Origin of the sequence: Paraburkholderia sediminicola (assembly GCF_046027355.1) — a bacterium.
GTDB lineage: Bacteria > Pseudomonadota > Gammaproteobacteria > Burkholderiales > Burkholderiaceae > Paraburkholderia > Paraburkholderia sediminicola_B.
Map to the genome: position 1 here is coordinate 238208 of NZ_JAQQEK010000002.1, position 26664 is coordinate 264871.

At 64.0% G+C, this 26664-nt stretch carries 22 protein-coding genes and 2 pseudogenes; 16 read left to right on the top strand and 8 right to left on the bottom strand.

All coding sequences use genetic code 11. The features are described from left to right. Position 1: 1 nt before the first annotated feature. A complete protein-coding gene (gene irlR, locus PQR42_RS04310; protein ID WP_408205005.1) occupies positions 2 to 682 on the top strand; it encodes a heavy metal response regulator transcription factor IrlR in 681 nt (226 codons plus the stop codon). Further along, positions 679 to 2124: a heavy metal sensor histidine kinase gene (locus tag PQR42_RS04315; protein ID WP_408382671.1), complete on the top strand. Its 1446-nt coding sequence runs from the start codon at positions 679 to 681 to the stop codon at positions 2122 to 2124. The genes irlR and PQR42_RS04315 overlap by 4 nt, the downstream gene beginning before the upstream one ends. Before the next feature lie 71 nt (positions 2125 to 2195). Here PQR42_RS04315 and PQR42_RS04320 read toward each other — a convergent pair whose 3' ends face one another. Next, a complete protein-coding gene (locus tag PQR42_RS04320; protein ID WP_408205007.1) occupies positions 2196 to 2468 on the bottom strand; it encodes a DUF4148 domain-containing protein in 273 nt (90 codons plus the stop codon). A 166-nt stretch (positions 2469 to 2634) separates the two neighbouring features. On the opposite strand from PQR42_RS04320, the gene PQR42_RS04325 reads away from it, so the two are divergent. Next, positions 2635 to 2934: a hypothetical protein gene (locus PQR42_RS04325; protein ID WP_408382673.1), complete on the top strand. Its 300-nt coding sequence runs from the start codon at positions 2635 to 2637 to the stop codon at positions 2932 to 2934. Positions 2935 to 3118: 184 nt separating this feature from the next. Beyond that, positions 3119 to 3427 carry a DUF4148 domain-containing protein gene (locus tag PQR42_RS04330; protein ID WP_408382675.1) on the top strand — a complete coding sequence of 103 codons (309 nt, stop codon included), beginning with the start codon at positions 3119 to 3121 and terminating at the stop codon, positions 3425 to 3427. Between the two features lie 33 nt (positions 3428 to 3460). Here PQR42_RS04330 and PQR42_RS04335 read toward each other — a convergent pair whose 3' ends face one another. Beyond that, on the bottom strand, positions 3461 to 3871 hold the full coding sequence (locus PQR42_RS04335; protein WP_408383032.1) for a hypothetical protein: 411 nt from the start codon (positions 3869 to 3871) through the stop codon (positions 3461 to 3463). On the opposite strand from PQR42_RS04335, the pseudogene PQR42_RS04340 reads away from it, so the two are divergent. Together PQR42_RS04340 and PQR42_RS04345 are read left to right on the top strand one after the other, a co-directional pair. Further along, positions 3864 to 4259: pseudogene (locus tag PQR42_RS04340) on the top strand (hypothetical protein); the annotation flags it as partial. The gene PQR42_RS04335 and the pseudogene PQR42_RS04340 sit on opposite strands and share 8 nt — an antisense overlap. Before the next feature lie 69 nt (positions 4260 to 4328). After that, positions 4329 to 4760 (top strand): response regulator, encoded by a 432-nt coding sequence (locus PQR42_RS04345; RefSeq protein WP_408205010.1) that lies wholly within the window; start codon positions 4329 to 4331, stop codon positions 4758 to 4760. A gap of 54 nt (positions 4761 to 4814) precedes the next feature. On the opposite strand, the gene PQR42_RS04350 is transcribed toward PQR42_RS04345, so the two are convergent. Then, entirely contained in the window at positions 4815 to 5144 is a 330-nt protein-coding gene (locus PQR42_RS04350) for an ArsR/SmtB family transcription factor (RefSeq protein WP_408205011.1), read from the bottom strand. 87 nt (positions 5145 to 5231) lie between these two features. Here PQR42_RS04350 and PQR42_RS04355 point away from each other — a divergent pair, with 87 nt between their 5' ends. Continuing rightward, positions 5232 to 6329 (top strand): NADH:flavin oxidoreductase/NADH oxidase, encoded by a 1098-nt coding sequence (locus PQR42_RS04355; protein ID WP_408382677.1) that lies wholly within the window; start codon positions 5232 to 5234, stop codon positions 6327 to 6329. Between the two features lie 125 nt (positions 6330 to 6454). Here PQR42_RS04355 and PQR42_RS04360 read toward each other — a convergent pair whose 3' ends face one another. Further along, positions 6455 to 7462: an NAD(P)/FAD-dependent oxidoreductase gene (locus tag PQR42_RS04360; protein ID WP_408382678.1), complete on the bottom strand. Its 1008-nt coding sequence runs from the start codon at positions 7460 to 7462 to the stop codon at positions 6455 to 6457. 240 nt (positions 7463 to 7702) lie between these two features. On the opposite strand from PQR42_RS04360, the gene PQR42_RS04365 reads away from it, so the two are divergent. From PQR42_RS04365 to PQR42_RS04375, 3 genes are read left to right on the top strand one after another with little or no spacing between them, the layout of a single operon-like run. Continuing rightward, positions 7703 to 8725 (top strand): MerR family transcriptional regulator, encoded by a 1023-nt coding sequence (locus tag PQR42_RS04365; protein ID WP_408205014.1) that lies wholly within the window; start codon positions 7703 to 7705, stop codon positions 8723 to 8725. Between the two features lie 30 nt (positions 8726 to 8755). Then, on the top strand, positions 8756 to 9379 hold the full coding sequence (locus PQR42_RS04370; protein ID WP_408205015.1) for an RNA polymerase sigma factor: 624 nt from the start codon (positions 8756 to 8758) through the stop codon (positions 9377 to 9379). A gap of 59 nt (positions 9380 to 9438) precedes the next feature. Further along, positions 9439 to 10116, top strand: a complete 678-nt coding sequence (locus PQR42_RS04375) for a dihydrofolate reductase family protein (protein ID WP_408205016.1) — start codon at positions 9439 to 9441, stop codon at positions 10114 to 10116. Between the two features lie 87 nt (positions 10117 to 10203). On the opposite strand, the gene PQR42_RS04380 is transcribed toward PQR42_RS04375, so the two are convergent. Continuing rightward, the gene (locus PQR42_RS04380) at positions 10204 to 10974 is read right to left on the bottom strand and encodes a DUF4410 domain-containing protein (protein WP_408382680.1); all 771 of its coding nucleotides are present in this window, start codon (positions 10972 to 10974) and stop codon (positions 10204 to 10206) included. A 796-nt stretch (positions 10975 to 11770) separates the two neighbouring features. Beyond that, positions 11771 to 12229: a hypothetical protein gene (locus tag PQR42_RS04385; protein WP_408382682.1), complete on the bottom strand. Its 459-nt coding sequence runs from the start codon at positions 12227 to 12229 to the stop codon at positions 11771 to 11773. A 352-nt stretch (positions 12230 to 12581) separates the two neighbouring features. Here PQR42_RS04385 and phaP point away from each other — a divergent pair, with 352 nt between their 5' ends. From phaP to PQR42_RS04400, 3 genes are all read left to right on the top strand, one after another. Further along, positions 12582 to 13007, top strand: a complete 426-nt coding sequence (phaP, locus tag PQR42_RS04390; protein ID WP_408205019.1) for a TIGR01841 family phasin — start codon at positions 12582 to 12584, stop codon at positions 13005 to 13007. A gap of 582 nt (positions 13008 to 13589) precedes the next feature. Continuing rightward, a complete protein-coding gene (locus PQR42_RS04395; protein WP_408383021.1) occupies positions 13590 to 14039 on the top strand; it encodes a DUF2844 domain-containing protein in 450 nt (149 codons plus the stop codon). Positions 14040 to 14049: 10 nt separating this feature from the next. Next, positions 14050 to 15324: a DUF3443 domain-containing protein gene (locus PQR42_RS04400; protein WP_408382684.1), complete on the top strand. Its 1275-nt coding sequence runs from the start codon at positions 14050 to 14052 to the stop codon at positions 15322 to 15324. Positions 15325 to 15424: 100 nt separating this feature from the next. Here PQR42_RS04400 and PQR42_RS04405 read toward each other — a convergent pair whose 3' ends face one another. Further along, positions 15425 to 17266: an adhesin gene (locus tag PQR42_RS04405; RefSeq protein WP_408493574.1), complete on the bottom strand. Its 1842-nt coding sequence runs from the start codon at positions 17264 to 17266 to the stop codon at positions 15425 to 15427. Positions 17267 to 18074: 808 nt separating this feature from the next. Beyond that, a pseudogene (locus PQR42_RS04410) lies at positions 18075 to 19157 on the bottom strand (zinc-binding metallopeptidase family protein); the annotation flags it as partial. A gap of 335 nt (positions 19158 to 19492) precedes the next feature. Here PQR42_RS04410 and PQR42_RS04415 point away from each other — a divergent pair. The 3 genes from PQR42_RS04415 to PQR42_RS04425 are packed head-to-tail and all read left to right on the top strand — an operon-like array spanning position 19493 to position 26549. Further along, positions 19493 to 22966 carry a transglutaminase family protein gene (locus PQR42_RS04415; RefSeq protein ID WP_408493575.1) on the top strand — a complete coding sequence of 1158 codons (3474 nt, stop codon included), beginning with the start codon at positions 19493 to 19495 and terminating at the stop codon, positions 22964 to 22966. A gap of 29 nt (positions 22967 to 22995) precedes the next feature. Then, positions 22996 to 25662 carry a circularly permuted type 2 ATP-grasp protein gene (locus PQR42_RS04420; RefSeq protein WP_408382687.1) on the top strand — a complete coding sequence of 889 codons (2667 nt, stop codon included), beginning with the start codon at positions 22996 to 22998 and terminating at the stop codon, positions 25660 to 25662. After that, complete coding sequence (locus tag PQR42_RS04425; protein ID WP_408205024.1) at positions 25659 to 26549, top strand: transglutaminase family protein; 891 nt, start codon at positions 25659 to 25661, stop codon at positions 26547 to 26549. Before PQR42_RS04420 ends, PQR42_RS04425 begins: the two co-directional genes overlap by 4 nt. Positions 26550 to 26664: the final 115 nt, after the last annotated feature.

A 26664-nucleotide genomic window follows, 5' to 3' on the forward strand; every position in this document is an offset into this window, starting at 1 on the left:
AATGCGGATTTTGTTAGTGGAAGACGAGCCGAAGACCGGCGCCTATCTTCGCAAAGGTCTATCGGAGGCGGGATACGTAGTCGATTGGGCGGAAGACGGTGTCACGGGCCAGCATCAGGCGGAGACGGAAGACTACGACCTGCTGATCCTCGACGTGATGCTGCCGGGACAGGACGGTTGGACGCTGCTGCAAAACCTTCGCCGCACGCGGCCCACGCCCGTGCTGTTTCTCACCGCGCGCGACGACGTCGACGATCGCGTCAAGGGACTGGAACTCGGCGCCGACGACTACCTCGCGAAACCGTTCGACTTCGTCGAGCTGATCGCGCGCGTGAGGTCGATCCTGAGGCGCGGCAAGCCACGTGAATCCACGTCGCTCAAGGTCGCGGATCTTGAACTGGATCTGACGCGGCGCAAGGCGACCCGTCAGGGCGACGTGATCCTGCTGACCGCCAAGGAGTTCACGCTGCTGTGGCTGCTCATGCGCAAGGAAGGCGAAATCCTGCCCCGCGCCACGATTGCTTCGCAGGTGTGGGACATGAACTTCAACAGCGATACGAACGTCGTGGATTCGGCAGTCAGGCGGCTGCGCTCCAAGGTCGACGACGCCTACGAACCCAAGCTCATTCACACCGTGAGAGGCATGGGCTACGTGCTGGAAAACCGGTGCGGCGGCAATTGATCAGGCGCGTAGTGCCGCGAACGCTGCGGGCGAGGCTCACCGCTCTCATCATCCTGTCGACCTCGGCGATCCTCGCGTTGAGCGGCATTGCGCTGTATGAGGCGCTGCGCAGCCGCCTCGAGTCGACCTCGATCGAGCTGATGTCCGGCACGATGGCAGCGCTGCAGACGCATCTGGCCGCGAGTCGGAACGCCGATGAGATTACCGGCGATCCGCAGACGTGGATCGACCTGTTGCATGGGCACCCGAACATGGCGCTCGCCATCTACGATGCGACGGGCCAACGCCTTTTGAGCACGTCGGGCTTCCAGACCTATGCGCCGCTTCTTGCCGCGCGTGCGGACCGTGCATCCGCCCCTCTCGCACGCGCCGGCTCGAATCTTCGATACCTCGTCGCCTTGGCACCGCTCGGCGACACGAACGGGCCGCCGGTGCGCGTCGCGCTTCAGTACGACGGCACCAGTGACCGGTTGCTGTTGCGGGCGCATGCGTCCACCGCGGTCATCATTCAAGTGTTCGGGGTGATTCTGGCTGCCGCGTTTGCCTACGGTATCGCCACGCTCGGTTTGCTCCCGCTGCGAAGGCTCGTGGCCCAGGCGGAGGCGATGTCGACGAGCCGCCTCGCGCAGCCTTTGCCCGAACTCGAAGCGTCGGGCGAATTGAAAGAGCTGGAGTACGCGTTCAACGGCATGCTGGCGCGGCTCGATGAGTCGTTCACGCGGCTGAATCAGTTTTCCTCCAATCTTGCACACGACATGCGCACGCCGCTCACCAATCTGCTCGCCGCGGCTCAGGTTGCGTTGTCACAGCCGCGGAGCGCGGAAGACTATCGGGACGTGATCGAATCGAGCGTGGACGAGTATCAGCGACTGTCACGAATGATCGAGGACATGCTGTTTCTTGCGCGCTCGGAGCAGGCCGAGGCGGCGTTGTCATTGCGCTCGCTCGACGCAGTCGCGGAGGCTGAACGCATCGCCGGCTACTACGAGACCATGGCGGAAGATGCGCAGGTCAGGATCGAGGTGACGGGGCAGGCGAAGGTGCATGCCGATCTGCTGCTCTTCCAGCGCGCGCTCAGCAATCTGCTGTCGAACGCGCTCGCGCAGGCGCCGCAAGGCAGCACCATTACGATTGACTGCAAGGAGGAGCCGGATTCGACCACGCTGAGCGTGTCGGATTCGGGACCGGGCATCGAAGCTCGTCATCTCATGCGCATCTTCGAGCGGTTTTATCGAGTCGATCCTGCGCGCCGGGGTTCGGCCTCGGGGACGGGGCTTGGCCTCGCCATCGTGAAGTCGATCATGAACAGCCACGCGGGTCAGTGCGGCTGCGAAAGTCAGGCTCATGTCCGTACCCGTTTCTGGCTGCGTTTTCCTCTGCGCGGGTGCTTGGGTGCCGGCGTGACGACGCCCGTGGCACGCGGCGCCGTGCGCAAGGATTGAGGACGCCGCGTTCATTGGCAACAGACGTGCAAGCATGCCGCCGGGGATGTTGCTCCCGGTGGCGGCCGCCGTTAGTTCGAAGCGAAGGTGTCATGCTGGTCCATCGAGGGCGCTGTTTCGCCGGCATGCGACGAAATTGCGTGTATCTGCCTGTTCCGCGCAATCGTGTTGGCATCTGCCGGGTATTGTGCCTTGCTGGTTGGGATCACGCCGTCGTGTTGGGCTTGAACCAATTCCTGGTTCACCTGCGCGCGAGACTTGCCTTGCGCCTGCGCAGCTTGTGACGCCGCGCCGATCATCGTGATGGCAGCGACTGACAGTGTGAAGAGTCTGGCAGCATTCATGTTGAAATCTCCTTTGTGACGACCGCCGGTTGGCGATTCATGAGCTCAGTTTGAATCGCAGACGGTGTGCCATCGTGACCGCAACATGAGAAAAATGTCAGAACATGCGGTATTGATGAAGCGGCAATCGGGGCCGCCTGAATGAGATTTTTGTCATATTGGCGTGATGCTGGCGGCGATCTTCGCGGAGCAGGATGACTCATCTTCTTCCACGAACGACCAGGCGGCGAACATGCGCGCGTTGTTGCTGAAATCTCCCTTATTGGTCGTCTTGGCCGCAAGCCTCGCCGGATGTGCAAGCGGTGGCGGCAAGCCGGCGGCTTCTGCCAATACATCGACTTCCGCGCAAAAGACGACGGCGCCGGCGGACCTCGCGCCAGGCGAGCAGATCGACTACGCCGGCCATCGCTGCGGGAATCCGAATCTGTACGTGAAGATGCATCTGTGTGTTTTTCCGCGCCGATAGCGTGGCATACGTGCCGGCCGTCGCGCGGCGGTTTGACGGCCCAGGCGCGGTCTATCCACATTCGAGAACAATCCTCTCCACGGACGGCCCTTATTCTCAAGCGCCCATCTTTCTAGACTGTCGTCACTGAATTGCGAACAGGGCTGTTCGTAGCAGAACAAAGCGAAGTCTGGAGGTCGTCATCATGAAGTCCCTTATTCAAGCCGTTGTGGTTGCCGCTATCCTTGCAGCACCCGTTGCCGTGTTCGCTCAGTCGAACTCGCCTGTGACCCGTGCGCAAGTGCGTGCCGAATTGATCGAACTCGAACAGGCCGGCTATAACCCGGCCCGCGGCGAAGACCCGAACTATCCGGCCGATATTCAGGCCGCCGAAGCGCGCGTGGCGGCACGGCACGCGGCGACAGGTTTCGGCGGCACCATGAGCGGTTCGTCGGACGCGGGACGTGCGCCTGTGTCCGCGGCGGATTGGAATGCGATGTACAGCCATCCGTGATGAGCGGTGCGCGAATGCATGAATCCGCGCTGCTTATGGCGGGATCACCGTCATCCTGAATGGGCCGCCGTGTTCAGCGGCGTGCGTGACGGCGTCATTGGCATCCTCGAGTGGGAACGTCTGTTGCGCCACTGGACAACCGCTGTCCACGAACCGGACAGCACGTTGAGTCACCGCTGGCCGCGTGGCCATGCTCGCGGCGTTCGCGGCTCGATGGCATACGAGTTGCGCCAGGCTGACCGCCGTCCCGGCACTCGTCGCCAGTGAGGTCGTCCGCATGTTGAAGCCGATACGCTCGAACCGTTCGCCAAGCGGCGCGCGGGACCGGTGCGCCGTGCGCGGTGCATCGTGAAAGCCCAGCGCGCGCTCGAGGCGCTGAATTTCTTCGTGGCCGATGTGCAAGCCGGCATCGGACCGTTTCTCGGCGTGTTCCTGGCTGGGCATGGTCAGGCAGCAGGGTTTCGACCGGCAGTTCGGCCGCAACCAGGTGGCCAATCATGGCGGCAATGTCGTTGCGGCAGCGTTGTCGGGTTGGCTGGGCTGGCGTTACGGGTTCGGCGCGGTGTTCGTCCTGAGCGCGCTGTTCGGCTTGCTGTCGATTGCCGCCGTGGCGTCGATGACGGTGCAGGGCGCCGGCGCGGCGTTGAGCCCGGCGTTGGGTGGAATCCTCGCGCACCGTTTCGGTTATCCCGCCGCATTCATCGCGCTCGGCGCGGTGTCGACCGGTTCGCTGGTTTTGTGGCTGAGCTTCGGGGCGTCGCTCCGACATGTGCGCGCGCCCGGTGACGGAGCCGAACGCGATGCGCTCGAGGCGACGCCCCCAGTGTCGTGACGCCCATTTCCACTGACCGTTGGTACGCCGCTTGCTGCCCGCTGATGTTTTTATCGCAAGCTGTCACACATGCCCCGAACCCCCGCTACTTGCCAAAGGTGGAGCGCCCGTGAGATCCGGGTCTTGCACGAAGTGCCGCGCGTGCTGGTCGTCGACGACAACGCCGGCGCCGCCGAGGCGCTCGCCACCTATCTCTCTTACGAAGGCGTGGAAGCCCGCGCCGCCAATGGCTGCGAGCAGGCGCTGCGCTGCGTGCGGGACTGGGTGCCGGACGTCGTGGTGCTCGACATCATGATGCCGGAGCGCGACGGCTATGAAACCGCGAGCGCGCTACGCAGCTATCTGCCGACGCAGAGTCTGGGCATTGTCGCGTTCACGTCGCTCGACGAGGATCACGTCAAGGAAACCGGCAAGGCACGTCACAATTTCGACGGATATTGTCAAAAAGGCACGGCGCCGACGGCGCTGCTGGCGTTGATGCGAAAGCTCTGGCGGGAATAGCTGCGCTGGATCGCGTCGCGTGCGTCACGTTGGCGCAAGCGGCGGATTTCCGGCTCAAGCCAACTCGCTCTCCGCCGGTTCCTCGACGATCTGCTTGAGAATCGCCTCCATCAACCCCGGAAACCGGGCATCCAGTTCCGCGCGCCGCAGCGAATTCTGATGCACGGTGCCGGCCACGCGCGTACGCACGAGGCCTGCCTCACGCAGGATCCGGAAGTGATGGGACACGCTCGACTTCGGGCGGCCGCCGTCGAGTTCGCCGCAGGTGGCCTCGTCGACCGACGCGAGGCGCCGGACGATCTCCAGGCGGACCGGGTCGCTGAGGGCATGAAAGAGCCGCCCGAGCGCGAAATCCTCGGCGGCGGGGTGGTTATAAGTGCGCATCCTGCAAATGATAAAGGTTTCTGCGATACTTCGTTATTCGATGTTTATCGAACTACCGTACAAGCAAGTCCAGAGGAGTTTAGCCTGATGTCCGCATTGTTCCAGCCCTACAAGCTCAAAGACGTTTCCCTGCGCAACCGGATCGCCATTCCGCCGATGTGCCAGTACACCGCCGAAGACGGCGTGATCAACGAGTGGCATCGCGTCCACCTGGCGGGTCTGGCGCGCGGCGGCGCGGGGCTGGTGATCGTCGAGGCGACGGCCGTGTCGCCCGAAGGCCGCATCACGCCGGGTTGCGCCGGCATCTGGACGGACGAGCAGGCGCGGGCTTTCGCGCCGGTCGTGGCGTCGATCAAGGCCGCCGGCGCGGTGCCGGGCATCCAGATCGGTCACGCGGGCCGCAAAGCCAGCGCGAACCGTCCGTGGGAAGGCGACGATCACATCGCCGACGACGACAGCCGCGGCTGGCAAACCATCGCGCCGTCGGCGATCGCGTTCGGCGGCGGTCTGCCGAAGGTGCCGAAAGCCATGACGCTCGACGACATCGCACGCGTCCGCGAAGATTTCGTCGCCGCCGCGAAGCGTGCGCGTGACGCGGGCTTCGAATGGCTTGAACTGCATTTCGCGCATGGCTATCTCGGCCAGAGCTTCTTCTCGACGCACTCCAACCAGCGCGACGACGCCTACGGCGGCAGCCTCGAGAACCGCAGCCGCTTCATGCTCGAAACGCTGGCGGCGGTGCGCAAGGTGTGGCCGGAGCATCTGCCGTTGACGGCGCGCTTCGGCGTGATCGAGTACGACGGACGTGACGAGGAAACCTTGGTCGAATCGATTGAACTGGCGAGGAATTTCAAGCGCGAAGGGCTGGACATGCTGAGCGTCAGCGTCGGCTTTTCCACGCCGACGGCGGCGATCCCGTGGGCGCCGGCGTTTCTCGCGCCGATCGCCGAGCGCGTGCGCCGCGAGGCCGGCATCCCGGTTTCGTCGGCGTGGGGCATCGATACGCCGGAATTGGCGGATCGTTCGGTGAAGGACGGGCAACTGGATCTGGTGATGGTCGGCCGCGCGCATCTGGCCGATCCGCACTGGCCGTACCATGCGGCGAAAAAGCTTGGCCTCGAACGTCCGTCGTGGACGTTGCCGGCGCCTTACGCGCATTGGCTGGAACGCTACAAGGTCGCCTAAGCTTCCGCTTCGAGTCTGTTGTACCGGTTGATTGTGCCGCTTGTCCTGCCAATTCATGGGCCGGGGCAGGCGGCACATCGCATTCTGTCTCCACGCGAGCGCCCGGCGCCGCGTCTCCCCACGCGCTAGACCGACTGCAGCGCCCGCAACATCTCATGCCCGAGCGCTCTGCCGCTCAGCCATGCGCCTTCCACTCGTCCGCCATTTAGCCAGTCGCCGCACAGGCCGAGGCCATCGACCTCGCGCCATACATAACCCGGCGTGGGATCGCCGTCCGGTGCGACGTCCGCGTGACGCCAGCGATGCGCGGTCCACGCCGCGGGCTTCGGTCCGCCACAACGTTGGAAAGCTTCCAGCATGGCGGCCGCCACCTGCTCGGCCGGCGTGTCGAGGTGCGCTTCGCTCCACTCCGCGGTTGCGTGCAGCAGCCAGGTTTCCCGACCGCCGCGGCTGGGCTTGCTGCTGTCGCGCGCCATCCAGCGAAGCGGTCCGTGGTTGACGAAGGCGGCGTCGAACGCCAGCGGCACACGGCCGTCGAAGCGCAGCATCAGCGCCCAGCACGCGCGCATCACGGTGCTGCGCGCCATCGTCGCGAGTTCGGGCGCCGGCGCGTGCAGCAGCGGCGCGACTTGCGGCGCCGGCATGGCGAGCACGACCGCATCGAATTTGTCGTCGATGGCGCCGTGCTCGGCCGACCAGAGCCGCCAGCCTTGCGGCTCGCACAACACTTTCTCGATCGTGCACCCAGTGGTGAGCGGCAGCGTTTCAGCCAGCAACCGTGCCGGCGCGCTCATGCGCGGCGTGCCGACGAAGCGCTCGATGCGCGTGGTGTGCGCCATCGAACTCGGCGTGCCCAGCACGGCGAGGCGCGCGGGCCATGCCGCTGCGGCCCCGGCTTTCTGCCAGCGCGCGACTTCGGCCCGAAACGCGCGGTCGCGGGCGGTGAAATATTGCGCGCCGTGGTCGCACTGCCAGTCTCCGTCGCGCCGCGCGCTCATGCGGCCGGCCGGGCCGCGGCTCCGGTCGAACAGGCGCAGCCGGCAACCGGCGGCGCGCAGGGTCGTGGCGCATGACAGACCGGCAATGCCTGCGCCGACGACCGCGATATGGGGGCGGGAGTCAGAAGTCTTCACGATGCATTGACCTGGATGGCTGGAAGGGCTGTCCGGCGCCGGACGAGGCGGCCGCTTGCGGTGCCGCACGGGCGTCGTGGGTAGTCGTCAGGTAGAGGAGGCGAAATGTGGGAGTGACGTTAAAAATCATAGTGCATCAAAAATTGCGTTTCAATTAGGGATTGTGAGTCGCTAAATCGTTTCGTATCGTTGGAAATGCAGTATGCTTGAATCGAGAATTCGATCACTTAGGGTTTCACGATGACTTCATCTTACGAGCAACAACCGGCTCAACAGGGCTACAGAAGCGGCGAGGCGGCGCGCCTGGCTAAGATGCCGGTCACGACCCTGCGGATCTGGGAGCGTCGTTACGGCGTGGTCGGGCCGGCCAAAACCGCGTCAGGCCAGCGTCTCTACACAGAAGACGACGTCAAGCGACTCAGTTTGATCAAACTGCTGGTGAGCCGCGGCCACGCGATCGGCGCGATTGCGCGGCTCGATCGCGAGCAATTGCAGTTTCTGGCCGCGCGCAGCGGACGCGAGAGCGGCGGCGCGGCTGACATACCGCTTGTCGAGTCCGTCGATCTGCGGTTGGCTTTGGTGGGCGGCAGCCTGGCGCAGCGTTTCCAGGCGTCGGGTGTCGATTTGCGGCCCTACGGCGTGAACGAGCTGATCACGTTCGCCGATCTCTCTATCGCGGGCCCCGGCGCGAGCGGTGAGCGCCGCGAGTCGATCGATGCGCTGTTGGTCAGCGTCGACTCACTGCAAGAGGACATCGCGTCGCAGATCATCGCGCTCGGCGACGCCGTCCGCGCGAAGGCGATCGCGGTGGTCTACAGCTTCGGTACCGGCCCGGCGGCGGAGATTCTGCGCGTGGCGGGCGTGCGTCTTTATCGCGAGCCCGACAGCCGGACGGAATTCCGTCAGATGCTCGGCGACCTGTGCGAACGCGTCCGCATGCAGGAGCGCATCGGCGACGACGCCGTGTGGTCGCGCGTGCGCCGTCGCTACGACGACCGCGAACTGGAAACCATTGCGGGCCGTTCTTCCACGATCGCGTGTGAGTGTCCGCGCCACCTGGCGGAGCTGGTCATGAAGCTGTCGGCGTTCGAGCGCTACAGCGACGCCTGCGCGTCGCGCTCGGCGCAGGACGCCGCGCTGCATCGCTATCTGGGCGACGTCAGCAACCGGGCTTGCGCGATGGTCGAGGCGGCGCTCGAGCGCGTCGCGCGGGAAGAGGGCTGGTTTGCCGGACCTCAGTCGCCACAAGCCGATCAGGCGTAGTACGGCGCGCACCGTCCCGGAGGATGTGCAATGTCACAGGATGCTTCGACCGACGCGACCCTCTGCGCGTCCGCTCTGGATCAGAAGAGCGCGTATCTCGCGGCGCTGCTCGAGCGTGTTTCACGGCACGAGGCCGGCGCGTTCGAGGCGCTGTACCGGGCGTCGGCGCCGTCGCTGTTCGGCCTTGCGGTGCGTGTGACCCGCACTAGCGAGTCGGCCGAAGAAGTGGTGCAGGACGGCTTCATCAAGATCTGGCGCTTCGCCGGTTCGTATGATCCGGACAAGGCCTCGCCGTCCACGTGGATGTCGACCATTGTGAAGAACCAGGCGCTCGATTATTTGCGGCGCAATCCGTACTCGGGCGTCTATGTCGAGGAACTGGACGAGCGCATCGCCGCGAGCGACGCCGACGTGAACTTCTGGCAGGAGTTCGCGCTGGACGCCGAACGTCTGTCCTTCTATCTCGGCCGGTTGACGCCGGTTCAGCGTCAGGCGATCTCGCTCGCCTATTTCCGGGGCCAGTCGCAATCGGAGATCGCGCATACGCTCGATGCGCCGATCGGCACGGTCAAGAGCTGGATCAGCCGTGGACTGGAGTCGCTACGCGCCATGGTCGAGGCGCGACATGCGCCGCATCACGGCGGCCTCTACTGATCCGCGGAACGGCCCTTGCTGCAAGGTCTTTTCATTGACCTGACACGGAGGCTTGACGCATGAACCCTTATATCGTCGCTCACATGATGTCCTCGCTGGACGGCCGCAGCCTGACGGACGGCTGGCACCTCGACTATGCGTCGGACCTGTACGAAGACACGGCTGCCACTTTCGAAGCCGACGGCTGGATCTGCGGGCGCGTCACCATGCAGGAGATTGCGCACGGCACGGATTATCCGAAAGGGCTCGCCAAGGGCACGGTGCCTCGCACCGACCATTTCGTTGAACGCAAAGCGGACCAATACGCGATTTCGATCGATCCGCAGGGCCGCGTGGCGTGGAAGAGCAACACCGCGCTCAAGTCGCACGTGATCGAAGTGCTGACCGAACAGGTCGCCGACGACTACCTCGCTTACCTGCAATCGATCGGCGTGTCCTACGTGTTCGGCGGCAAGACCGAGATCGATCTCGGCAAGGTCGTGCAGACATTGGCGCGTGAGCTCGGCGTGAAGAAGCTGATCGTGGAGGGCGGATCGCAGGTGAGCGGGGCGTTCGTGAACGCCGGTCTCGTCGACGAAGTGAGCGTGCTGATTTTGCCGCTGGTGGATGGCCGCAGCGAACATCCTTCCTCGTTCGAAGTGGCGATGGAAAAGTGGCAAGCGCCCGCGTATTTGAAGCTCACGTCCGTTGAACAAAAGGAACACGGTGCGGTGTGGCTGCGTTATACGAAGGCCTAGAAAGCGAACGGCAGAGTGGGATCGAAATCCGGCTCTGCCGCGCGCTGTTCACGATCGTTCCGGTTCAACAAACCGGCCAATGCGTTATCAACCTTTGATGTGCTCCGTCGAAAGCCAGCCGCCATTCACGCCGATCTCGCCAATCTGCTTGGCCACCGCGTCGGCGAGGCGCTTCGCGTCCGCTGACACACCGGCGCGTTTGGTTTCGGATACGGCGTGCAAGCCGCCACCCACCGCCGCCGAAGTCGCGATACTGCCGGCCGCCGCGCCCACGCCCGCGGTCTCGACCATACCCGGCGCCTTGCCGCTGTCGGCGTTGGCGGTGAAGGTTTGCACCAGACGCGGTGCGCCGCCCGCGGGCTTGTACAGAATCTGCACCGAACTGCTGACCTCGCTCTTGCCCGCACCGAGGCCGATCAACATGCGGCGACGGCGATTACCCGAGTCGATCGTATCGAAGCTGCCTTGCACGAGCAGCACATTCTGATCGGCGGGTGCGGGGATGTCCGAGCGGATCGCACGCAGACCCATCGACTGCAATTGATGCACGATTTCGTTGGCGACCTGCTCGCGGACTTCGGCGGCATCGGCGGCCTGCTTTTGCGCAGCGGACGACCCTTCGAGCCGCGTCTTCACCTTCTGCATCATGCCGCCGTCCAGTTTGACCTGATCCGGATTGGCGTCGAAGGTGTAGACATAGATGTTGTCCGGGCGCACCTGGACCGGCGTGCTCGCCTCGCTGGGGTTCTTGATGCTGCTGCCGGCGCAGCCGGTCAGCAGCGCGCTGCAGCAAACCATCGTCACGCAGGCCAAACGGGCGGCATTTTTTCTGAGGAATTTCACTGAAGTAGGCAACATGTTGATCCTGTCGTCGGCACGCGGTGCCGGAATGTTCGAACGGTTCTCTCGATGATCGGGCAACCGTAGGATCGTTGATCATCGGCGAAACGTCTCGCACGTGAAGCACCCTTGATCTCATGCGTTTTGTTTCGTACGCACCGGCAGCGAAACGAAGTATGGCCGCGTCACTTCCCGAACTCCATTCAACAATTATTTCGTCCTATGTCACGGCGCGAAGTGGCCTCGCTTATGGCTTTTGCGTGTCGCAAAAGTCAGCGGACCTGGCGGGAAAAGAGAGAATGTGCGGATGTGAATCGACCGCGCCGGCCAGCGGCGTGAGGTCATGCAACTGCGCGTGCAACGGCGCGTGCGATGCCATGCGTGTCGGCCATCAGTTCAAGGCGAGCTTGATGATGCAGCCAAGGACAAAAACCAGTAGGACGGCGGCAACGGCCATGTTCAGCGGGTAGCGCATTCTTCACCAGGGCACCAGGGTTGCAGTGCTCATATCCTAATCACCTGACGGAAGATGAGAAGTGGTCAGTGAAGCGGCAATGTGGGAAAGCTAACGCAGCATGCTGAATGGTTAGGCAAGGTGCAGGCGGGAGCGCTTCCAATCGGAAACTCGACGGTTTGAGTTGCCGCGCGGCTGTTTATCGAAGGAAAAAATGCCTGTGTGCGAAGCGCCCTGGCGCGCGTGTCGGACGGTCACTCAGCTAGCGAGGCGCGCGGCGGTGAAGCACGGCATGGACTGATCACGCGGTTCATGCGCGGCGTCACGGCGAAGCTTACGTGGTGACGCCGTGGCGAGAATTTACTGCGCCTGAGCCGGCGGTGGGATCCCGCCCTGCGCGCCATGCGGCGCCTTGTTGGCGGCGGCGAGGTCTTCCGACAGACTGGTGCGCAGTGTCGCGATCGCCTGATCGGGATTGGCGGGCTTCAACTGCTCGCGAGCCAGCGAGTCATACACATAGTGACGCAGCATCGGATCTTGCGTCTTGTTCAGCACGTCGTGATACACCGCGATGATTTCGCCTTGATGTCCGCTCATCGCGTACAGGCGGCGCAACTGTTCCAGATCGTTGATCACCGCGAAGCCGGGGCCCATCGGACCCATCGGACCCATCCGGCCATGCGGCGGCGGCCCGTCGCCGCGCTGCGGCTCGCCATGCGACTGAGGGGCCGCGGGCGGCGGCGCTTCCTGGGCAAACGCGGCCATCGCGGCCAGAGTCAGACCGGCGCTCAGCGCCGCGCTCAAGATTGCTTTTTTCATGAACTCGCTCCCATCGAGACAGAACCGGCGCTACAGTGCGCCAACACATGAGCAACGATAGTCGACATGCCGATTCGTCGGGTTACTGAAGCCGTCTTGTAACTTACCGGGCCTTCCATGCCACGCGGCCAATGGCCGCCAAATCCCGTCGACGGGTAAGGCGTGAGCCAGGGTGTGCCCGCTGGCGCATTGTTTCCGGATGGCGCATGATTGAGCGATGTGCCGTCCGACCCCAGAACCAGCCCGTTCCGGCGGACGCGCGGCGCACGCGACGCCGCCAGTGCATGCGTCACGGAGACATAGCGCGGCGATGCACCGCCGGCGAGTATTCAACCGTTAAGGAGGATTTCGCATGGACCGACCTGACGCCGCCAATCCGTTTGGCGATCTCACCAAAATGTTGGAGCAGTTCAAGCTCCCCGGTTTCGACGTACCCGCCATCATGGAAGCGCGACGCAAGGACATGGAAGCACTGGTTCAGGCGAATCAGACGGCCTTCCAGGGCATGCAGTCGCTTGCCCAGAAACAGGCCGACATGTTGCGCTCGACGCTGAGCGAATTGCAGTCGCTGACGGGCCAGTTGTCGGCCGGCGGTGCCGCGCCTTCGGGCAAAGCCGCCGAGTTGATCCAGCAGAGTCTGCACAAGTCGCTTGCCGATATGCAGCAACTGGCGCAAGCGGCGTATCAGACGCAAGCCGAGTCGTATGCGGTGATCGCAAAACGCGTAGAAGAAAACGTGCAGGAGCTTAAGTCGCTTTTGCAGCAGCAGAAAAAGTAACGGGCGCTGATGCGTCGAATCGCTGACGCGTTACGTTCGAATCACCGATGCCGTGAATGACCCTCGAGTCATCCGCGGCATTTTTTTTGTTCTGCGGATCACGATCACTGCGTCGATTTTCTCTTCACACGAAAAGCCTTTTAGCGTCTTGTATTGTCAGAGGAAAACGGGCATTTTGCCTGACGTTTTCAGCGCCCGCTTACATTGATCGCGCAATGTTGCGCGCATTGATTTTTTTCTGCATGGACCTTGGACAGTTCGCGTTTCTGTTCGCTTTGAACGAGCCACGAAGCCAGAACGCTCGCTCAAGCGCCGCCCGTTGGTGATCTGGTCCTGAAATATCAAACAGGCTAAAACGACGCCGCGTGGCGGAAAGGTTTAAATCCTTCCGCAAACGATTGCAGCGCCTCGCCGCGATGGCTAAAGTTTCGCGTCACCACTCCGTAGACGCATTCACGCAGCTCAACCAGTGTGAACGCCGCATCTGTACCACTGGCGAAGCGTGCGCCCCTTGTTTCCGTTTGTGATCGGCTCAACGCCTGGTCACGAGCGTTTCACCTCGAAGGAACTCACTTGAAACCGATGCTCTATTCAAGCATTGCTCGCGCGATGCTCGGGGCAAGCTGTGCGCTGTCGTTTGCCGCGCACGCGACGCTCGGCCAGAACGTCAGCACCGTCGACGGAGATCAGTCCCGCTTGCGCGCAGTGGCTCACACGTCCACTACGCAAAGCGCGTATTCGGTACACCTGATGACGCTGCCGTCCGGCACGCTGGTGCGCGAGTACGTCGCGCGCAACGGCATCGTGTTCGGTGTTGCGTGGGAAGGGCCGACCCTGCCGGATCTGAAATCCATGCTGGGGACGTCGTTCGACGTGTACGTCGCCGCCACCGCGACGCGCCGCGGCACACCACTCGCGGTCTCCAACAGCGAACTGGTCGTGTACTCCGGCGGGCATCTGCGCGCTTTCTCCGGTTATGCCTATCTGCCGCAAGCGGTGCCCGCAGGCGTCGATGTCGGCGTCATTCAATAACGGAGCGGATATGCGACAGATGTCTTCGTTCAAAACCTTGCTCTGCGCGGCGCTGCTCGCGTTGCTCGTCAGTGCGTGCGGCGGCGGGGGCGGCGGCTCCAGCGGTTCGGGCAGCGCGGCCGGCACCAACGGTTCGACTTCCTCGTCCGGTCCCTCCCTGGTCAACACCTCGCCGTCGTCGCAATCGCTGGCCGCGAACGCGGTGCGCGTGACGATCGATTCCGGCGTGAGCGATGTGCCGAACATGCCGTTCGTCAGCCTCACGATCTGCGCGCCGGGCACGACGCAATGTCAAACCATCGACCACGTGCTGGTCGATACCGGGTCGTGGGGCGTGCGCCTATTCGCATCCCAGTTGCCTGCTTCGATGACGCTGCCGCAGCAGAAAGACGCGTCGGGCCATCTGGTCGCCGAATGCATGCAGTTTTTCGACGGCTACACGTGGGGCCCGGTCAAGCTCGCCGATTTGCAGATCGCCAGCGAAAAAGCCGCGTCGCTGCCGATCCAGGTGATCGACCCGAACTACGCAGCGCTACCCGCCGATTGCGCGAACTTCGGCGCATCGCGCAACACGCCGGCCACGTTGCAGGCCAACGGCATTCTCGGCATCGGCGTGTTCAAGCACGATTGCGGCGCGAACTGCGTGCAGCAGGCGCTGGCCGGCACGTACTACGGCTGCAGCGGTGCGACATGCACGTCGATTCCGCTCGCCGAAGAACTGCAGGTGGCCAATCCGATTCCGTACTTCGCCACCGACAACAACGGCTCGATGCTGAGCCTGCCGACGGTATCGGGCGCCGCGCAGTCGGTCACCGGACAACTGGTGTTCGGCATCGGCACGCAGACCAACAATACGCTCGGCGGCGCGCAGGTGATCGGCGTGAGTCCGTCGAATGGAACCTTCACGACCGTGCAGAACGGCATCACGTATTCGCGCAGTATTCTGGACAGCGGCTCGACCGGCCTGTTCTTCCAGACCAGTGCATTACCGGTCTGCGCGAGCCCGAACAGTTCGTATTACTGTCCGGTGTCGACCGAGCAACTGAGCGCGATGATCCAGGGCGTGAACGGCGCCACGAGCGCTGTGAATTTCAGCGTCGGCAATGCCACGACGATAGCGCAGACGTATAGCGGCGATTCGGCGCTGCCGCTGCTGGCGGGACCGGCTTTCGTCACGTCGGCGATCTTCGACTGGGGCTTGCCGTTCTTTTACGGCCGCAACGTGTACGCCGCCGTCGAGCAGCAACCGACGCCTGGCGGCACAGGGCCTTACGTCGCGTATTGAATCGACTGACAGCCGGCGCTTGCCGGACTCGGCGGATGTGAAACGGGCCGCGACGGAAGATCTTCCGTCGCGGCCCGTCAGTTTGATGCTGTGACGCTGCTTACTTTCTGTCGAGACCATTCAGCAACTTCAACACGCCTTCGCCGAACGTTTCGGGGCGTCCCTCGAAGATACGCTCGACCGCCTTTTCGTCGATCAGACGCCGGCGCAGTGCTTCGCGCTCGTCGTGCTGTTCAGCCAGCCGGGCGGCGGCGCGCACGTATTCGTCGACCGAGTGAGCCGTCAGCCACGACGGCAGACCCGCGCGCTCGAAGAGGCCGCTATCAATATGCTCGAACACTTCCCGCCCGCACAGATTGACGCCGGGCAGTCCGATCGTGAACGAATCGACGATGCCGTTGGTGTTGCCGAACGGGAACGGGCTCACGAACATGTCCATCGTGTTGAGGATCTTCAGATACTCGGGGTAGTTGAGCGAGCCGTAGACGTCCACGTTCGACTCCGGCAGCGTCGCGTAAATTGACTTTCTGACGTACGCGAGATCGATGCTTTCGCTCCAGCATGTCATGAAATGGAATTTGACCGGCACGCGCGCGGTGTGGACGATCGCCTTGCACGCCTCGAGAAAGTGCGGATTGATCTTCATCGCGCTGGCAGTCACGCCGATATTGACCACATCACCGCGCTCCGGCACCGAGGGCACGACGTTGGTGAGCAGTTTCGACGGCACGTACGGTTGGCCATCCTTCGGCAGACGCAGCATTTTTTCGCTGAAGCATGCCGGGTCGCCGACGAAATCTTCCTCGACGCTCACGTAGTCCATATGCGCCGCGTGCATCGTGGCGGGATGGCCGAGACCCGCGATCTGCAGCGGCGCCACGCGCAGGTTCGACAGAAAGATTGTGTGCGAGAACATGCCGACGCTCGGCATATAGAGCACGTCCGGTTTCTCGCGCGTGGCGAATTCCTGGATCTGGCGGATGCAGTCGCCAATATATTCCGGATGCTCGAATTCGACGAAGCGGTCGAAAATCGCGCGTCCCGCTTCGTCCACGTGCTGTGCCTCGCCGATGGCGACGACTTCGAAATGCTTGCGCGCGGCGAGCATGGTGCGCGAATGGGTTCGATAGATCGAGTGACCGCCCGTGAACCATTCGAGCACCACGAGCATCACCGGCTTGCGTCCTCTGATTCGTGTACGCGCGACGCTGGCCTCGTGGCCGAGCAGACCGAGCGTGTCGAGCTTCTTGCGCACCAGCCTGTTGATGCTGTGCTTGATCGCGTGCCGGTCGGGCGATGTCGAATAACTGCAATGCATGTAGGCGCCGCACACGGCGCCGGTCGGCAAGTCGTCGAGGTCTTCGATGGTGTCGAGCACACCCGGCAGCCATTCGAGCAGACGTTCGCGTTTTTCGTGCGCGGCGGGCGAAATGTGCACGGCGCCGGCGACCATCGAAACGCCGAGGCTCGTGGCGAGCACGGGGTCGCGCTGATGCAGGTCGGCGAAATCGATATCGTATTGCGAGCCTGAGGTGTAGAGCACGAGTTGCTTGCGGGTCAGTGCGGCGCGGGCGTCGTCGTTGTCCTGGATGTTTTCGAGGAGCTTGCGCACGATGTGATCCGTCGATCCATACGATGTCACGGCGAAGATCATGTTGATCCACGGCCGCCCCCAGAACATGATGTTCATTTTTTCCGCTTCGAGCGGGTACTCGGGGGCGGAAAAAAGCGCTGTGAAACCGTCGGCGATGCGCTGCAAGGTGTTCCGCGAGTTTTCGTCGCCAGGCGAGTTCGGATTGCTGCGGGCGAAGGGTTCTGTGCCGAGCTTGCCGCGCTTGTCGGAAAGCGTTTTGAGTAGCGCGCAGAATTCCTCATGCGCGGCGTCGTAGTCACGGGACTGGATCTGGGATTCGAAACGATCGAGGGAAAATTCGGTGCTCATGGCTTGGGTCGATGGTGAACGCTTGCGTTGTTCTGCGTGCGCGTTATGTTCAATGACAAGGAGGCGGGCGGCGGGGCGTTGGCAACCCATAGCGGGTTGTGACGCCTGATGCGAAGCACGTCGCGCCGACTGAGGGCGATTCGCGCGTGCCGCGTGTGTCGCCAACTGGATGCGATTGTCAAAGAATTCGACCGGGCTGCATCTAGGAAGAGTCTTATTTTGAGAAAGGGTTGTTGGGAGCGATCACGAGGCGGGATCGCTCGATGTCTTGAAATGAGCCGTGTGGCGGGCTTTGGCGGGTGGATAGGCTTCGCGAGATGATCAAACGGTACGGCAGGCGCGGACGGGCTGTAGCCGTCGCCGCCGTGCATGGCGCTAGAGACCGGTTATGGCTCGCGCTGAACGTGCCCGAGATGCAGCACCGCGGGCCTGGCCTCAACTAGGCCCGTCGCTCCGCTAACCCTGGCTAGCGCCGCCTGGCCCGCTTCGCCGGAGCGCTCTGAGCGGCGATAGGCGCGGGCTGCAACGGCCGCTCGGACGCCACGGGTTGCTGCGGCGGAGCCGCCACGTCCACCGGTTGCAGCGGCGCGGCTGAAGTCTCGACCGACGCCGTCGGTTGCACGCCGGCTTGCGTTGCCGGCGCTGTGGCTGACACCACGACCTCGGCGGCCTGCGGCTCAGCCTGCGCGGCCGGCGCGTCAATTGTTTCGCCCGGCGCCGCGCCAGTTGTCGCTTCCACCGTTTGCGCCACCTCAGCCTGCGCCGCCGGCTCTTGCGCCGACACCACCGCAGCCTGACCCGGCGGCGTCGCCGCTTCTCTCGGCTGCGACTTATCGCCGGCCCCTTCGATCACGCGATGCACGAAGCGCAGCTTCTCCACGACCGGCGCAGCCAGCGTGAACGGATACCCGTCCGGCATGCCGAGACTGCGGTTCAGGCTGTTCAGCGCATAAGTGAGCGGAAACCAGCGCTTCATCAGATTCTCGAAGCTTGCGTCTTCCACCGGCGTGCGGTCGGTCAGTGTCGGCTCGCTCGGGTCGTCGGGTAATAGCGCCACGCCGTACGAGGTCGACGTATCCAGCACATCGACGATCAGCATGTAATGCGCCCACGTCTCGGCCCAATCTTCCCAAGGATGCATCGTGGCATACGCGCTGATATACGACGCCTGCCACTCGGCCGGCGCGCCGTCGCGATAGTAGGCCTTCAGCGCCTCGCCGTAGTCGGCGCTTTCGTCGCCGAACAGTTTGCGGAACGGCTCGAGCCAGCGCGGGTTGTTCTCCACCAACTGGCTGAAGTAGTAGTGCCCGGTCTCGTGCCGGAAATGGCCGAGCAAGGTGCGGTAGGGCTCGCCCATCGCGGTACGGACTTTCTCGCGATAAGCGTCGTCGGCCTCGGCGATGTTCAGCGTGATGAGCCCGTTATCATGGCCAGTCATGACGCGCGAACCGTCGCCGCCGTCCTCGAGGAATTCGAAGGCGAGGCCGTGCTCGGGATCGGCCTGGCGCGACTTCACGTCGAGGCCGAGTTCGGCCAGCGTGTACAGCAGACGGCGTTTGGCCATCTCCAGCCGATACCAGTAGAGGCGGTTGTCCGGCGCGCTCAGATTCGGAATCGTGAGGGTCAGCTGGCAGGCGCGGCACAGTACGTCCGGCGAGTCGGCGGGGATCATCCAGTTGCAGACGTTTTCGACGGCATAGTTGTGGCATTGACGGAACAGCGCGCCTTCGGCGCCCGGGTGCAGGCTGCGCCAGCGTTCTTCGCCGGCATCTTCGAACGCGCTGATTTCCGCCACTTCAGGCACATAGCCAAGCAATGACTCGCAACGTTCGCAGCGAACGTTTTCGTAGAAAACAAGGTGCGAGCAGTGATTGCAGTGGAAGGTTTTCATCGGTCGAGCCTGGGAGGTGGGAGGGCGGTCATGGGAGAACACCTGCCGCAATCTTCATGCCGCATTTGCCAGACGTCACTGGTTTAACGCACATTACGTGCATGATCGTGCATGAGTGCTGCGCCGCTTTGGTGCGCGGCCTTGAAAACGGCAGTGGAAGGGCGCTTGGTTCGATCGACCGGACGGTCGGCGAAGCGCGGCAAACTTCACAGCAGGCGGTGATCCGGGCAATACGTGTTGTGCACGCGGTTTTTCGCACTTGTTCAACAAGCGTTCAACAAACGGCATGAAGCTTGCTTTTTGGCGGGCTGCCATCCTTCGTCCAGGAGTCCGGTGTGTCCATACGCGTCGCGTTGCATCATGTCACACATTACCGTTACGACAGGCTGGTTTCACTGTCGCCCCAGGTCGTGCGTCTCAGGCCTGCGCCGCATTGCCGGACCCCGATTCTGTCGTATTCGATGCGGGTCGAGCCGGCCGAACACTTCATCAACTGGCAGCAGGACGCGTTCGCCAACTATCAGGCCCGGCTCGTGTTCCCCGAGAAGACGCGCGAATTCAAGGTGACCGTGGATCTGGTTGCCGAGATGGCCGTCTACAACCCGTTCGACTTCTTTCTCGAGCCCTCGGCCGAGCAGTTTCCCTTCGAATACTCGCCCGGTCTCGCGTTGGAACTCGCGCCGTACCGCGTCAAGCGGCCGATGACGCCGCGCTTCGCCGAGTTCGTCGCGAGTATCGACCGCACACCGGCCGCCACCGCCGACTTCCTCGTCGGCCTGAATCAGCGGCTGCAACGCGAGATCCGCTATCTGATCCGCATGGAGCCTGGCGTGCAGACGCCCGAGGAAACGCTCGTGAGCGCCGCGGGCTCGTGCCGCGACTCCGGCTGGCTGCTGGTCGAGACCTTGCGGCAACTGGGGCTGGCGGCGCGCTTCGTGTCCGGCTACCTGCTGCAACTCGCGCCGGACGTCAAATCGATCGACGGCCCCAGCGGCACCGAGGTCGACTTCACCGACCTGCACGCGTGGTGCGAGGTCTACCTGCCGGGCGCGGGCTGGATCGGCCTCGATCCGACCTCCGGGCTGCTGGCGGGAGAAGGGCATATCCCCGTCGCCTGCACGCCCGAGCCGGGCAGCGCGGCGCCGATCTCCGGCGCCGTCGACGAATCCGAGGTCGAGTTCGAACACACGATGTCGATCGAACGGATATTGGAGACGCCGCGCGTCACCAAGCCTTTCAGCGAAGCGGTGTGGGCCGACGTGCTGAAAATGGGCGCGCAGGTCGATGGACAGCTCGCCGACATGGACGTGCGTCTGACGATGGGCGGCGAGCCGACCTTCGTGTCGGTGCGCGATCGCGACGCCGCCGAATGGAACACCGACGCGCTCGGCCCGACCAAACGCGGCTACGCAGTCGCGCTGATGGACAAGCTGCGCTCGCGCTACGGCGCGAACGGCTTCCTGCATATCGGCCAGGGCAAGTGGTATCCGGGCGAGCAATTGCCGCGCTGGGCGATGTCGCTGTACTGGCGCGCGGACGGCGAGCCTTGCTGGCATGACCCGTCGCTCTTCGCGGATGAGCGCGAGCCCGGCACCTACACCGCCGCCGACGCCCAACGCTTCCTCGCGCATCTCGCAACCAAGCTTTCGCTCGACACGGACTGCATCCAGCCCGGTTTCGAGGACGTCTGGTACTACCTGTGGCGCGAGCGCCGTCTGCCGGTCAACGTCGATCCACTCGACGCGCGGCTGGACGACGAACTGGAGCGCGTGCGCCTGCGCCGCGTGTTCGACGCGGGGCTGGGCGGTGCGACCGGCTTTGTGCTGCCGCTCGCGCGTGAACGCGAGGTGCCCGGCGAGGCGCCGCAATGGGTCAGCGGCCGCTGGTTTTTCCGCGACGAGCGCATGTTCCTGATTCCGGGCGATTCGCCGATGGGTTATCGCTTGCCGCTCGATTCGCTGCCGTGGGTGTCGAAGACCGATTATCCGTACCAGCACGCGCACGATCCGTTCGCACCGCCCGTGCCGCTGCGTTCGGCCACGCAGTTGCGTATGCAATACGACGGCGAGCAGCGCAGCATGAGCCCCGCCGATGCGCGGCGCGCGGCGGCGTTGTCGTCCTCGGCGGCGGAGTTGCTGAGCGGCATGCCAGGCGGCGGCGTGCTGGCCTATGCGCGTGAGCCCGGCGACCAGGCGGCGCCGGCGCGCGGGCAATCGTCGAAGGAAACGATCCGTACGGCGATTTGTGTCGAAGCGCGCGACCCGAAACGCGCGGCCGGTCCCAAGGCCGAAACGGAGGCGTTCGGCAGCGGCCGCACGCTGCTGCATGTGTTCATGCCGCCGCTCACGGAACTCGACGACTATCTCGATCTGCTCGCCGCCGTCGAGGCGACGGCGGCCGAGTTGCGCATGCAGGTGGTGCTCGAAGGCTATCCGCCGCCGCGCGACGCGCGCCTGAAAGTGCTGCAGGTCACGCCAGACCCCGGCGTGATCGAGGTGAATATTCATCCCGCGGCGAACTGGGATCAACTGGTCGACCACACGGAATACCTGTATCAGTCGGCCGCTGAAAGCTATCTGAGCAGCGAGAAGTTCATGACCGACGGCCGGCACACCGGCACCGGCGGCGGCAATCACTTCGTGCTCGGCGGCGCGACGCCCGCCGACAGTCCGTTCCTGCGCCGTCCCGATCTGCTGGCGAGCCTGATTGCGTACTGGCATAACCACCCGTCGCTGTCGTATCTGTTTTCCGGGCTGTTCATCGGGCCGACCAGCCAGGCGCCGCGCATCGACGAAGCACGCAACGACCAGGTCTACGAACTCGAGGTGGCGTTCCGCGAATTGCAGCGGCAGATCGACATGCTCGGCGGCCGCGACAGCGCGAGCCTGCCGGCGTGGATGATCGACCGCTCGCTGCGTAACATCCTGATCGACGTGACGGGCAACACGCACCGTGCCGAGTTCTGCATCGACAAGCTCTATTCGCCCGACGGTCCGACCGGCCGCCTCGGTCTGCTCGAGTTGCGCGGTTTCGAAATGCCGCCGCACGCGCGCATGAGTCTGGTGCAGCAACTGCTGCTGCGCGCGCTGGTGGCGCGCTTCTGGCACACGCCCTACACGCAGCGGCTCACCCGCTGGGGCACGGAGTTGCACGACCGTTTCCTGCTCGGCACCTTCGTGAAGATGGATTTCGACGACGTGCTCGGCGAACTGAACCGCGCGGGCTACGCGTTCGACAGCAGCTGGTTCGCGCCGCATTTCGAATTCCGCTTCCCGCTGGTTGGGGAGACCACGGTGAACGGCGTCTCGCTGACGATCCGCAATGCACTCGAACCCTGGCACGTGATGGGCGAAGAGGGCTCGCCGGGTGGCACGGTGCGCTATGTGGATTCGTCGGTGGAGCGGCTCGAAGTGCGCGCGCTCGGGCTGAACGACAACCGCCATGTGCTGACCGTCAACGGCGTGCCGGTGCCCTTGCAGCCCACCGGCCGCGTCAGCGAATATGTGGCCGGCGTGCGCTTTCGCGCGTGGTCGCAGCCGTCGGCGCTGCATCCGACCATCGGCGTGGATGCGCCGCTCACTTTCGATCTGGTCGATACATGGGCCGGCCGCTCGGTGGGCGGATGCCAGTATCATGTCGCTCATCCGGGCGGGCGCAATTACCAGACCTTCCCGGTCAACGCCTACGAGGCGGAAAGCCGGCGGCGCGCGCGCTTCTTCGCGTCGGGACATACGCCGGGGCCGCTCACGGTCGATGCGCCGCACCGCAGTCTGGAATTTCCGTTCACACTGGATCTGCGCTACTGGTGAAACCAGCCCACTCTTAAAACGACACGACCTTGGCCTTTCAATCGACTTTTCCCTTCGAAACGTCCGCGGCGCGCGCGGACGCTTCGTCCCTGTTGCGCCTGCTGCCGGCCTACGAGGGACATTGGGACGAGTTACGCGACGCCTCGGGCGCGCTGCGCGAACCATGGCGGCAATTCTTCGAGCGGCTCGGCGAAGACGGCATCGCGCGGCTCGACGATCACCTCGCCTCGGTCGCGCAGCAGATCCGCGACAACGACATCAGCTACAACGTCTACGCGGATAACGGCGAGCCGAGGCCGTGGGCGCTCGACCTGCTGCCGTTCCTGATCAGCGAGGAAGAGTGGGCGCATATCGAGCACGGCGTGACGCAGCGCGCGCATCTGCTCAACGCGATCGTCGCCGATATTTATGGGCCGCAGACCTTGCTGCAGCGCGGGCAATTGCCGCCGGCGCTCGTCTTCGGCCATCCCGGCTATCTGCGCTCAGTGAAGGGATACACGCCGCCGGGCGGCCAGTTTCTGCAAGTGGTCGCGGTCGACCTGGCACGTACGCCCGACGGCGACTGGACCGTGATGGCGCATCGCACCGAGGCGCCGTCCGGCCTCGGTTACGCGCTGGAAAACCGCCTGATCGTGTCGACGCTGTTCGCCGATCCGTTCCGCGCCATGCACGTGAGCCGGCTCGCGCCGACCTACTCGCAACTGATCGCGACACTCGTGCAGGCGGCGCAGGCCACGATGCGGCACGACAGCGAAGACGCCGAGCATTCGCCGCATATTGCCCTGCTCACGCCGGGACCGTTCAGCGAAACTTACTTCGAGCATGTATTTCTCGCGCGCTATCTTGGCGTGACGCTGGTCGAGGGAAAAGACCTGACCGTGCGCGACGACAAGCTTTATCTGAAGACGCTCGCCGGTCTCGAACGCGTGCACGTGGTGCTGCGGCGCCTGGACGATGCGTTCTGCGACCCGGTCGAACTGCGCGCCGATTCGAGCATCGGCGTGCCCGGCTTGTTGCAGGTGATGCGCGCAGGCAACGTGATCGTCTCGAACGTGCCGGGCTCGGGCTTCGTCGAATCGCCGGCTTTGCACGGTTTTCTGCCTGGCATCGCCGAAGTGCTGCTCGATGAAGACCTCGTGTTGCCGAGCGTGGCGACGTGGTGGTGCGGCGAAGAGGCGGCGCGCGACCATGCGTTCGCGCGTCTCGACGAAGCGTTCATCGTGCCGACCTGGCCGGTCACCGGGCGCGATGCGCCGCCCGGCGCGGAGCAGGGGCGGCAGCGCTTGTCGACGTGGCGCGAGCGGATCGAAGCCATGCCCGACACCTACACGATCCAGCAGGCGCAGCGCTTTTCCTGCACGCCACGTTACGAGGACGGCACCATCGGCCGCCGCCCGTCGGTGCTGCGCGTCTATGCGATTGCGGACGTCAACGGCGGCTGGCATGTGATGCCGGGCGGCTTCACGCGCATGGCCGCCGAACGCCAGGCCACCGTGTCCATGCAGTACGGCGGCAGCAGTGTCGATACGTGGGTGCTGTCGAGTCAGCCGACTTCGACCTTCACGTTGCTGCCTTCGCCCATGCAGCCCGCCGATCTCGCGCGCAAGCACCGCACCGTGTCGAGCCGCGCGGCGGAAAACCTGTTTTGGGCCGGACGTTATGGCGAGCGCGCTGAAAACAACGTGCGGCTGTTGCGCCTGATCCTCGGCTCGCTGGAAGGCAACGATGCAGACGCGATGTTTCCGACCCTGGTCGAACTCGCCATGCATTGTGGGCTCGTGCAGTCCGGCGACATGTTCGCGCCGCCTTCGCCGCAGGCTTTCGAGCGCGCGCTGGTCGCCAATCTGAGCGAGAGCACCGGCACCGCGAGCATCGGCCAGAACCTGACCTCCCAGGCGCGCTCGAATGGGGAAGTGCGTGGGCGTCTGTCGAACGATCACTGGCGCACGATTCTCGCGGCGCGCAACGACTTCCGCGACGCGTTGCAGACGTTGATGCCGGCGCCGGGTTACGGCGGCGGTTCATCTTCGTCGCAAAGCAACGGCAACGGGAATGGCAACGGTAGTGGCAGCGCGAATGGCCGCGGCGAGCGCTACGACCGTTACGACCGCGTCACGCTGATGAACGCGCTCGAACACCTGTCGGTGCAGTTGTCGGCAATCAGCGGCGCGCAGGGCGACCGCATGACACGCGACGAAGCGTGGCGTCTGCTGTTCGTGGGCCGCCACATCGAACGCGTGTCCGCGATGACCTCGTTCCTGCGCGTGGTCGCCGACAAAGGCCAACTCTCGACGCCAGCCGGTTTCGATCTGCTGCTGCAGTTGTTCGACAGCACGCTGACGTATCGCTCGCTCTATCCGGGCCGCTTCGAAGTGCCGGCCTTGCTCGACCTGCTGGTCATCGAGCCGACCAATCCGCGTGGCATGTACGGCGTGTATGAGCGCCTGCGTAAAAAGCTCGACGAAATCGCCGTGGCGGCGGGCAGCACGCGGCATCGTCCGTTCGCTGAGTTGATGGCGCCCACCGATCTGTTGCCGACGCTCGAATCGCTGTGCGAGGTGGACGAAAACGGCACGTACGCCAATCTGATTGCGGTATGCGATCAGATCGGCGGATTTGTCGGCGCGGCCGCGCATGAAATCAGCGCGCGCTATTTCAGTCATGCCAGCACGGTCGCCTCGCAGGTGTGGTCATGAAGCACACGCCCACCGTGCTGTCCGTCTCGCATCGCACGACCTATCGCTACTCCACCTACGTGGAGACCGCGCAGCATCTCGCGACGATCCGGCCGATTGCCTGTTCGTGGCAACGCGTGGTCTCGCACAGCGAAAAGATCGAACCCGAACCGTCGTATCTGAATAGCCGGATCGACGCATTCGGCAACGACGTGCTGTATTTCGCGCTGGATGCGCCGCACGAGCGCTTGCAGCTCGTCAGCGAAACCACGGTGGCGCTCATGCCGCGCTGGACCGATCTCGATCCGGAAGCGACGCCCGAATGGGACGACGTGGCCGATGCGCTGCGCTTTCGCGTCGGCGGTCAGTTCCGGGCCGAAGTCGAGTTCTGTTTCGCGTCGCCGAATATCGTGCCGCGGCCGTCGTTGCGCGACTATGCATTGCCGAGTTTTCCGCCCGGCATGCCGGTCGCCGCGGGTGCGATCGATCTGATGCACCGCATTCACGAAGACTTCGCCTACAAGCCTTCCGCGACGATGTTCGATACGCCCGCCGAACGCGCTTTCGAATTGAAGAGCGGCGTATGTCAGGATTTCGCGCAGGTGATGATCGGCTGCTTGCGCTCGCTGGGTTTGCCGGCGCGCTACGTGAGCGGCTATCTGCGCAACGATCCGCCGCCGGGACAGCCGCGGCTGATCGGTGCGGATGCGTCGCACGCGTGGGTGTCGGTGTATTGCCCCGGCAACGGTTGGATCGATCTCGATCCGACCAATGACGTGCTCGCCGATATGGATCACGTGACGCTTGCCATCGGCCGCGATTACAGCGACGTGTCCTTGCTGCGCGGGATGATTCTCGGTGGTGGGGCGCATCGGGTGGAAGTGGGGGTGACGGTGCTTGCGCTTTAGAGCTTGCGGCAAGCTCTTTCTAACCAGATGAATGCGCTCGACGTGTCGCACGTTCGTCGCGACACCCTCATTTCGCCCCGCTCGGGGAAAACCCTTGTCATCCATTCCCATTCGC

Coding starts and splice junctions, on each gene's coding strand:
- irlR (WP_408205005.1), top strand. CDS start 2: ATGCGGATTTTGTTAGTGGAAGACGAGCCGAAGACCGGCGCCTATCTT.
- PQR42_RS04320 (WP_408205007.1), bottom strand. CDS start 2,468: ATGAATGCTGCCAGACTCTTCACACTGTCAGTCGCTGCCATCACGATG.
- PQR42_RS04325 (WP_408382673.1), top strand. CDS start 2,635: ATGCTGGCGGCGATCTTCGCGGAGCAGGATGACTCATCTTCTTCCACG.
- PQR42_RS04330 (WP_408382675.1), top strand. CDS start 3,119: ATGAAGTCCCTTATTCAAGCCGTTGTGGTTGCCGCTATCCTTGCAGCA.
- PQR42_RS04335 (WP_408383032.1), bottom strand. CDS start 3,871: ATGCCCAGCCAGGAACACGCCGAGAAACGGTCCGATGCCGGCTTGCAC.
- PQR42_RS04345 (WP_408205010.1), top strand. CDS start 4,329: ATGCCCCGAACCCCCGCTACTTGCCAAAGGTGGAGCGCCCGTGAGATC.
- PQR42_RS04350 (WP_408205011.1), bottom strand. CDS start 5,144: ATGCGCACTTATAACCACCCCGCCGCCGAGGATTTCGCGCTCGGGCGG.
- PQR42_RS04355 (WP_408382677.1), top strand. CDS start 5,232: ATGTCCGCATTGTTCCAGCCCTACAAGCTCAAAGACGTTTCCCTGCGC.
- PQR42_RS04365 (WP_408205014.1), top strand. CDS start 7,703: ATGACTTCATCTTACGAGCAACAACCGGCTCAACAGGGCTACAGAAGC.
- PQR42_RS04370 (WP_408205015.1), top strand. CDS start 8,756: ATGTCACAGGATGCTTCGACCGACGCGACCCTCTGCGCGTCCGCTCTG.
- PQR42_RS04375 (WP_408205016.1), top strand. CDS start 9,439: ATGAACCCTTATATCGTCGCTCACATGATGTCCTCGCTGGACGGCCGC.
- PQR42_RS04380 (WP_408382680.1), bottom strand. CDS start 10,974: ATGTTGCCTACTTCAGTGAAATTCCTCAGAAAAAATGCCGCCCGTTTG.
- PQR42_RS04385 (WP_408382682.1), bottom strand. CDS start 12,229: ATGAAAAAAGCAATCTTGAGCGCGGCGCTGAGCGCCGGTCTGACTCTG.
- phaP (WP_408205019.1), top strand. CDS start 12,582: ATGGACCGACCTGACGCCGCCAATCCGTTTGGCGATCTCACCAAAATG.
- PQR42_RS04395 (WP_408383021.1), top strand. CDS start 13,590: ATGCTCTATTCAAGCATTGCTCGCGCGATGCTCGGGGCAAGCTGTGCG.
- PQR42_RS04400 (WP_408382684.1), top strand. CDS start 14,050: ATGCGACAGATGTCTTCGTTCAAAACCTTGCTCTGCGCGGCGCTGCTC.
- PQR42_RS04405 (WP_408493574.1), bottom strand. CDS start 17,266: ATGAGCACCGAATTTTCCCTCGATCGTTTCGAATCCCAGATCCAGTCC.
- PQR42_RS04425 (WP_408205024.1), top strand. CDS start 25,659: ATGAAGCACACGCCCACCGTGCTGTCCGTCTCGCATCGCACGACCTAT.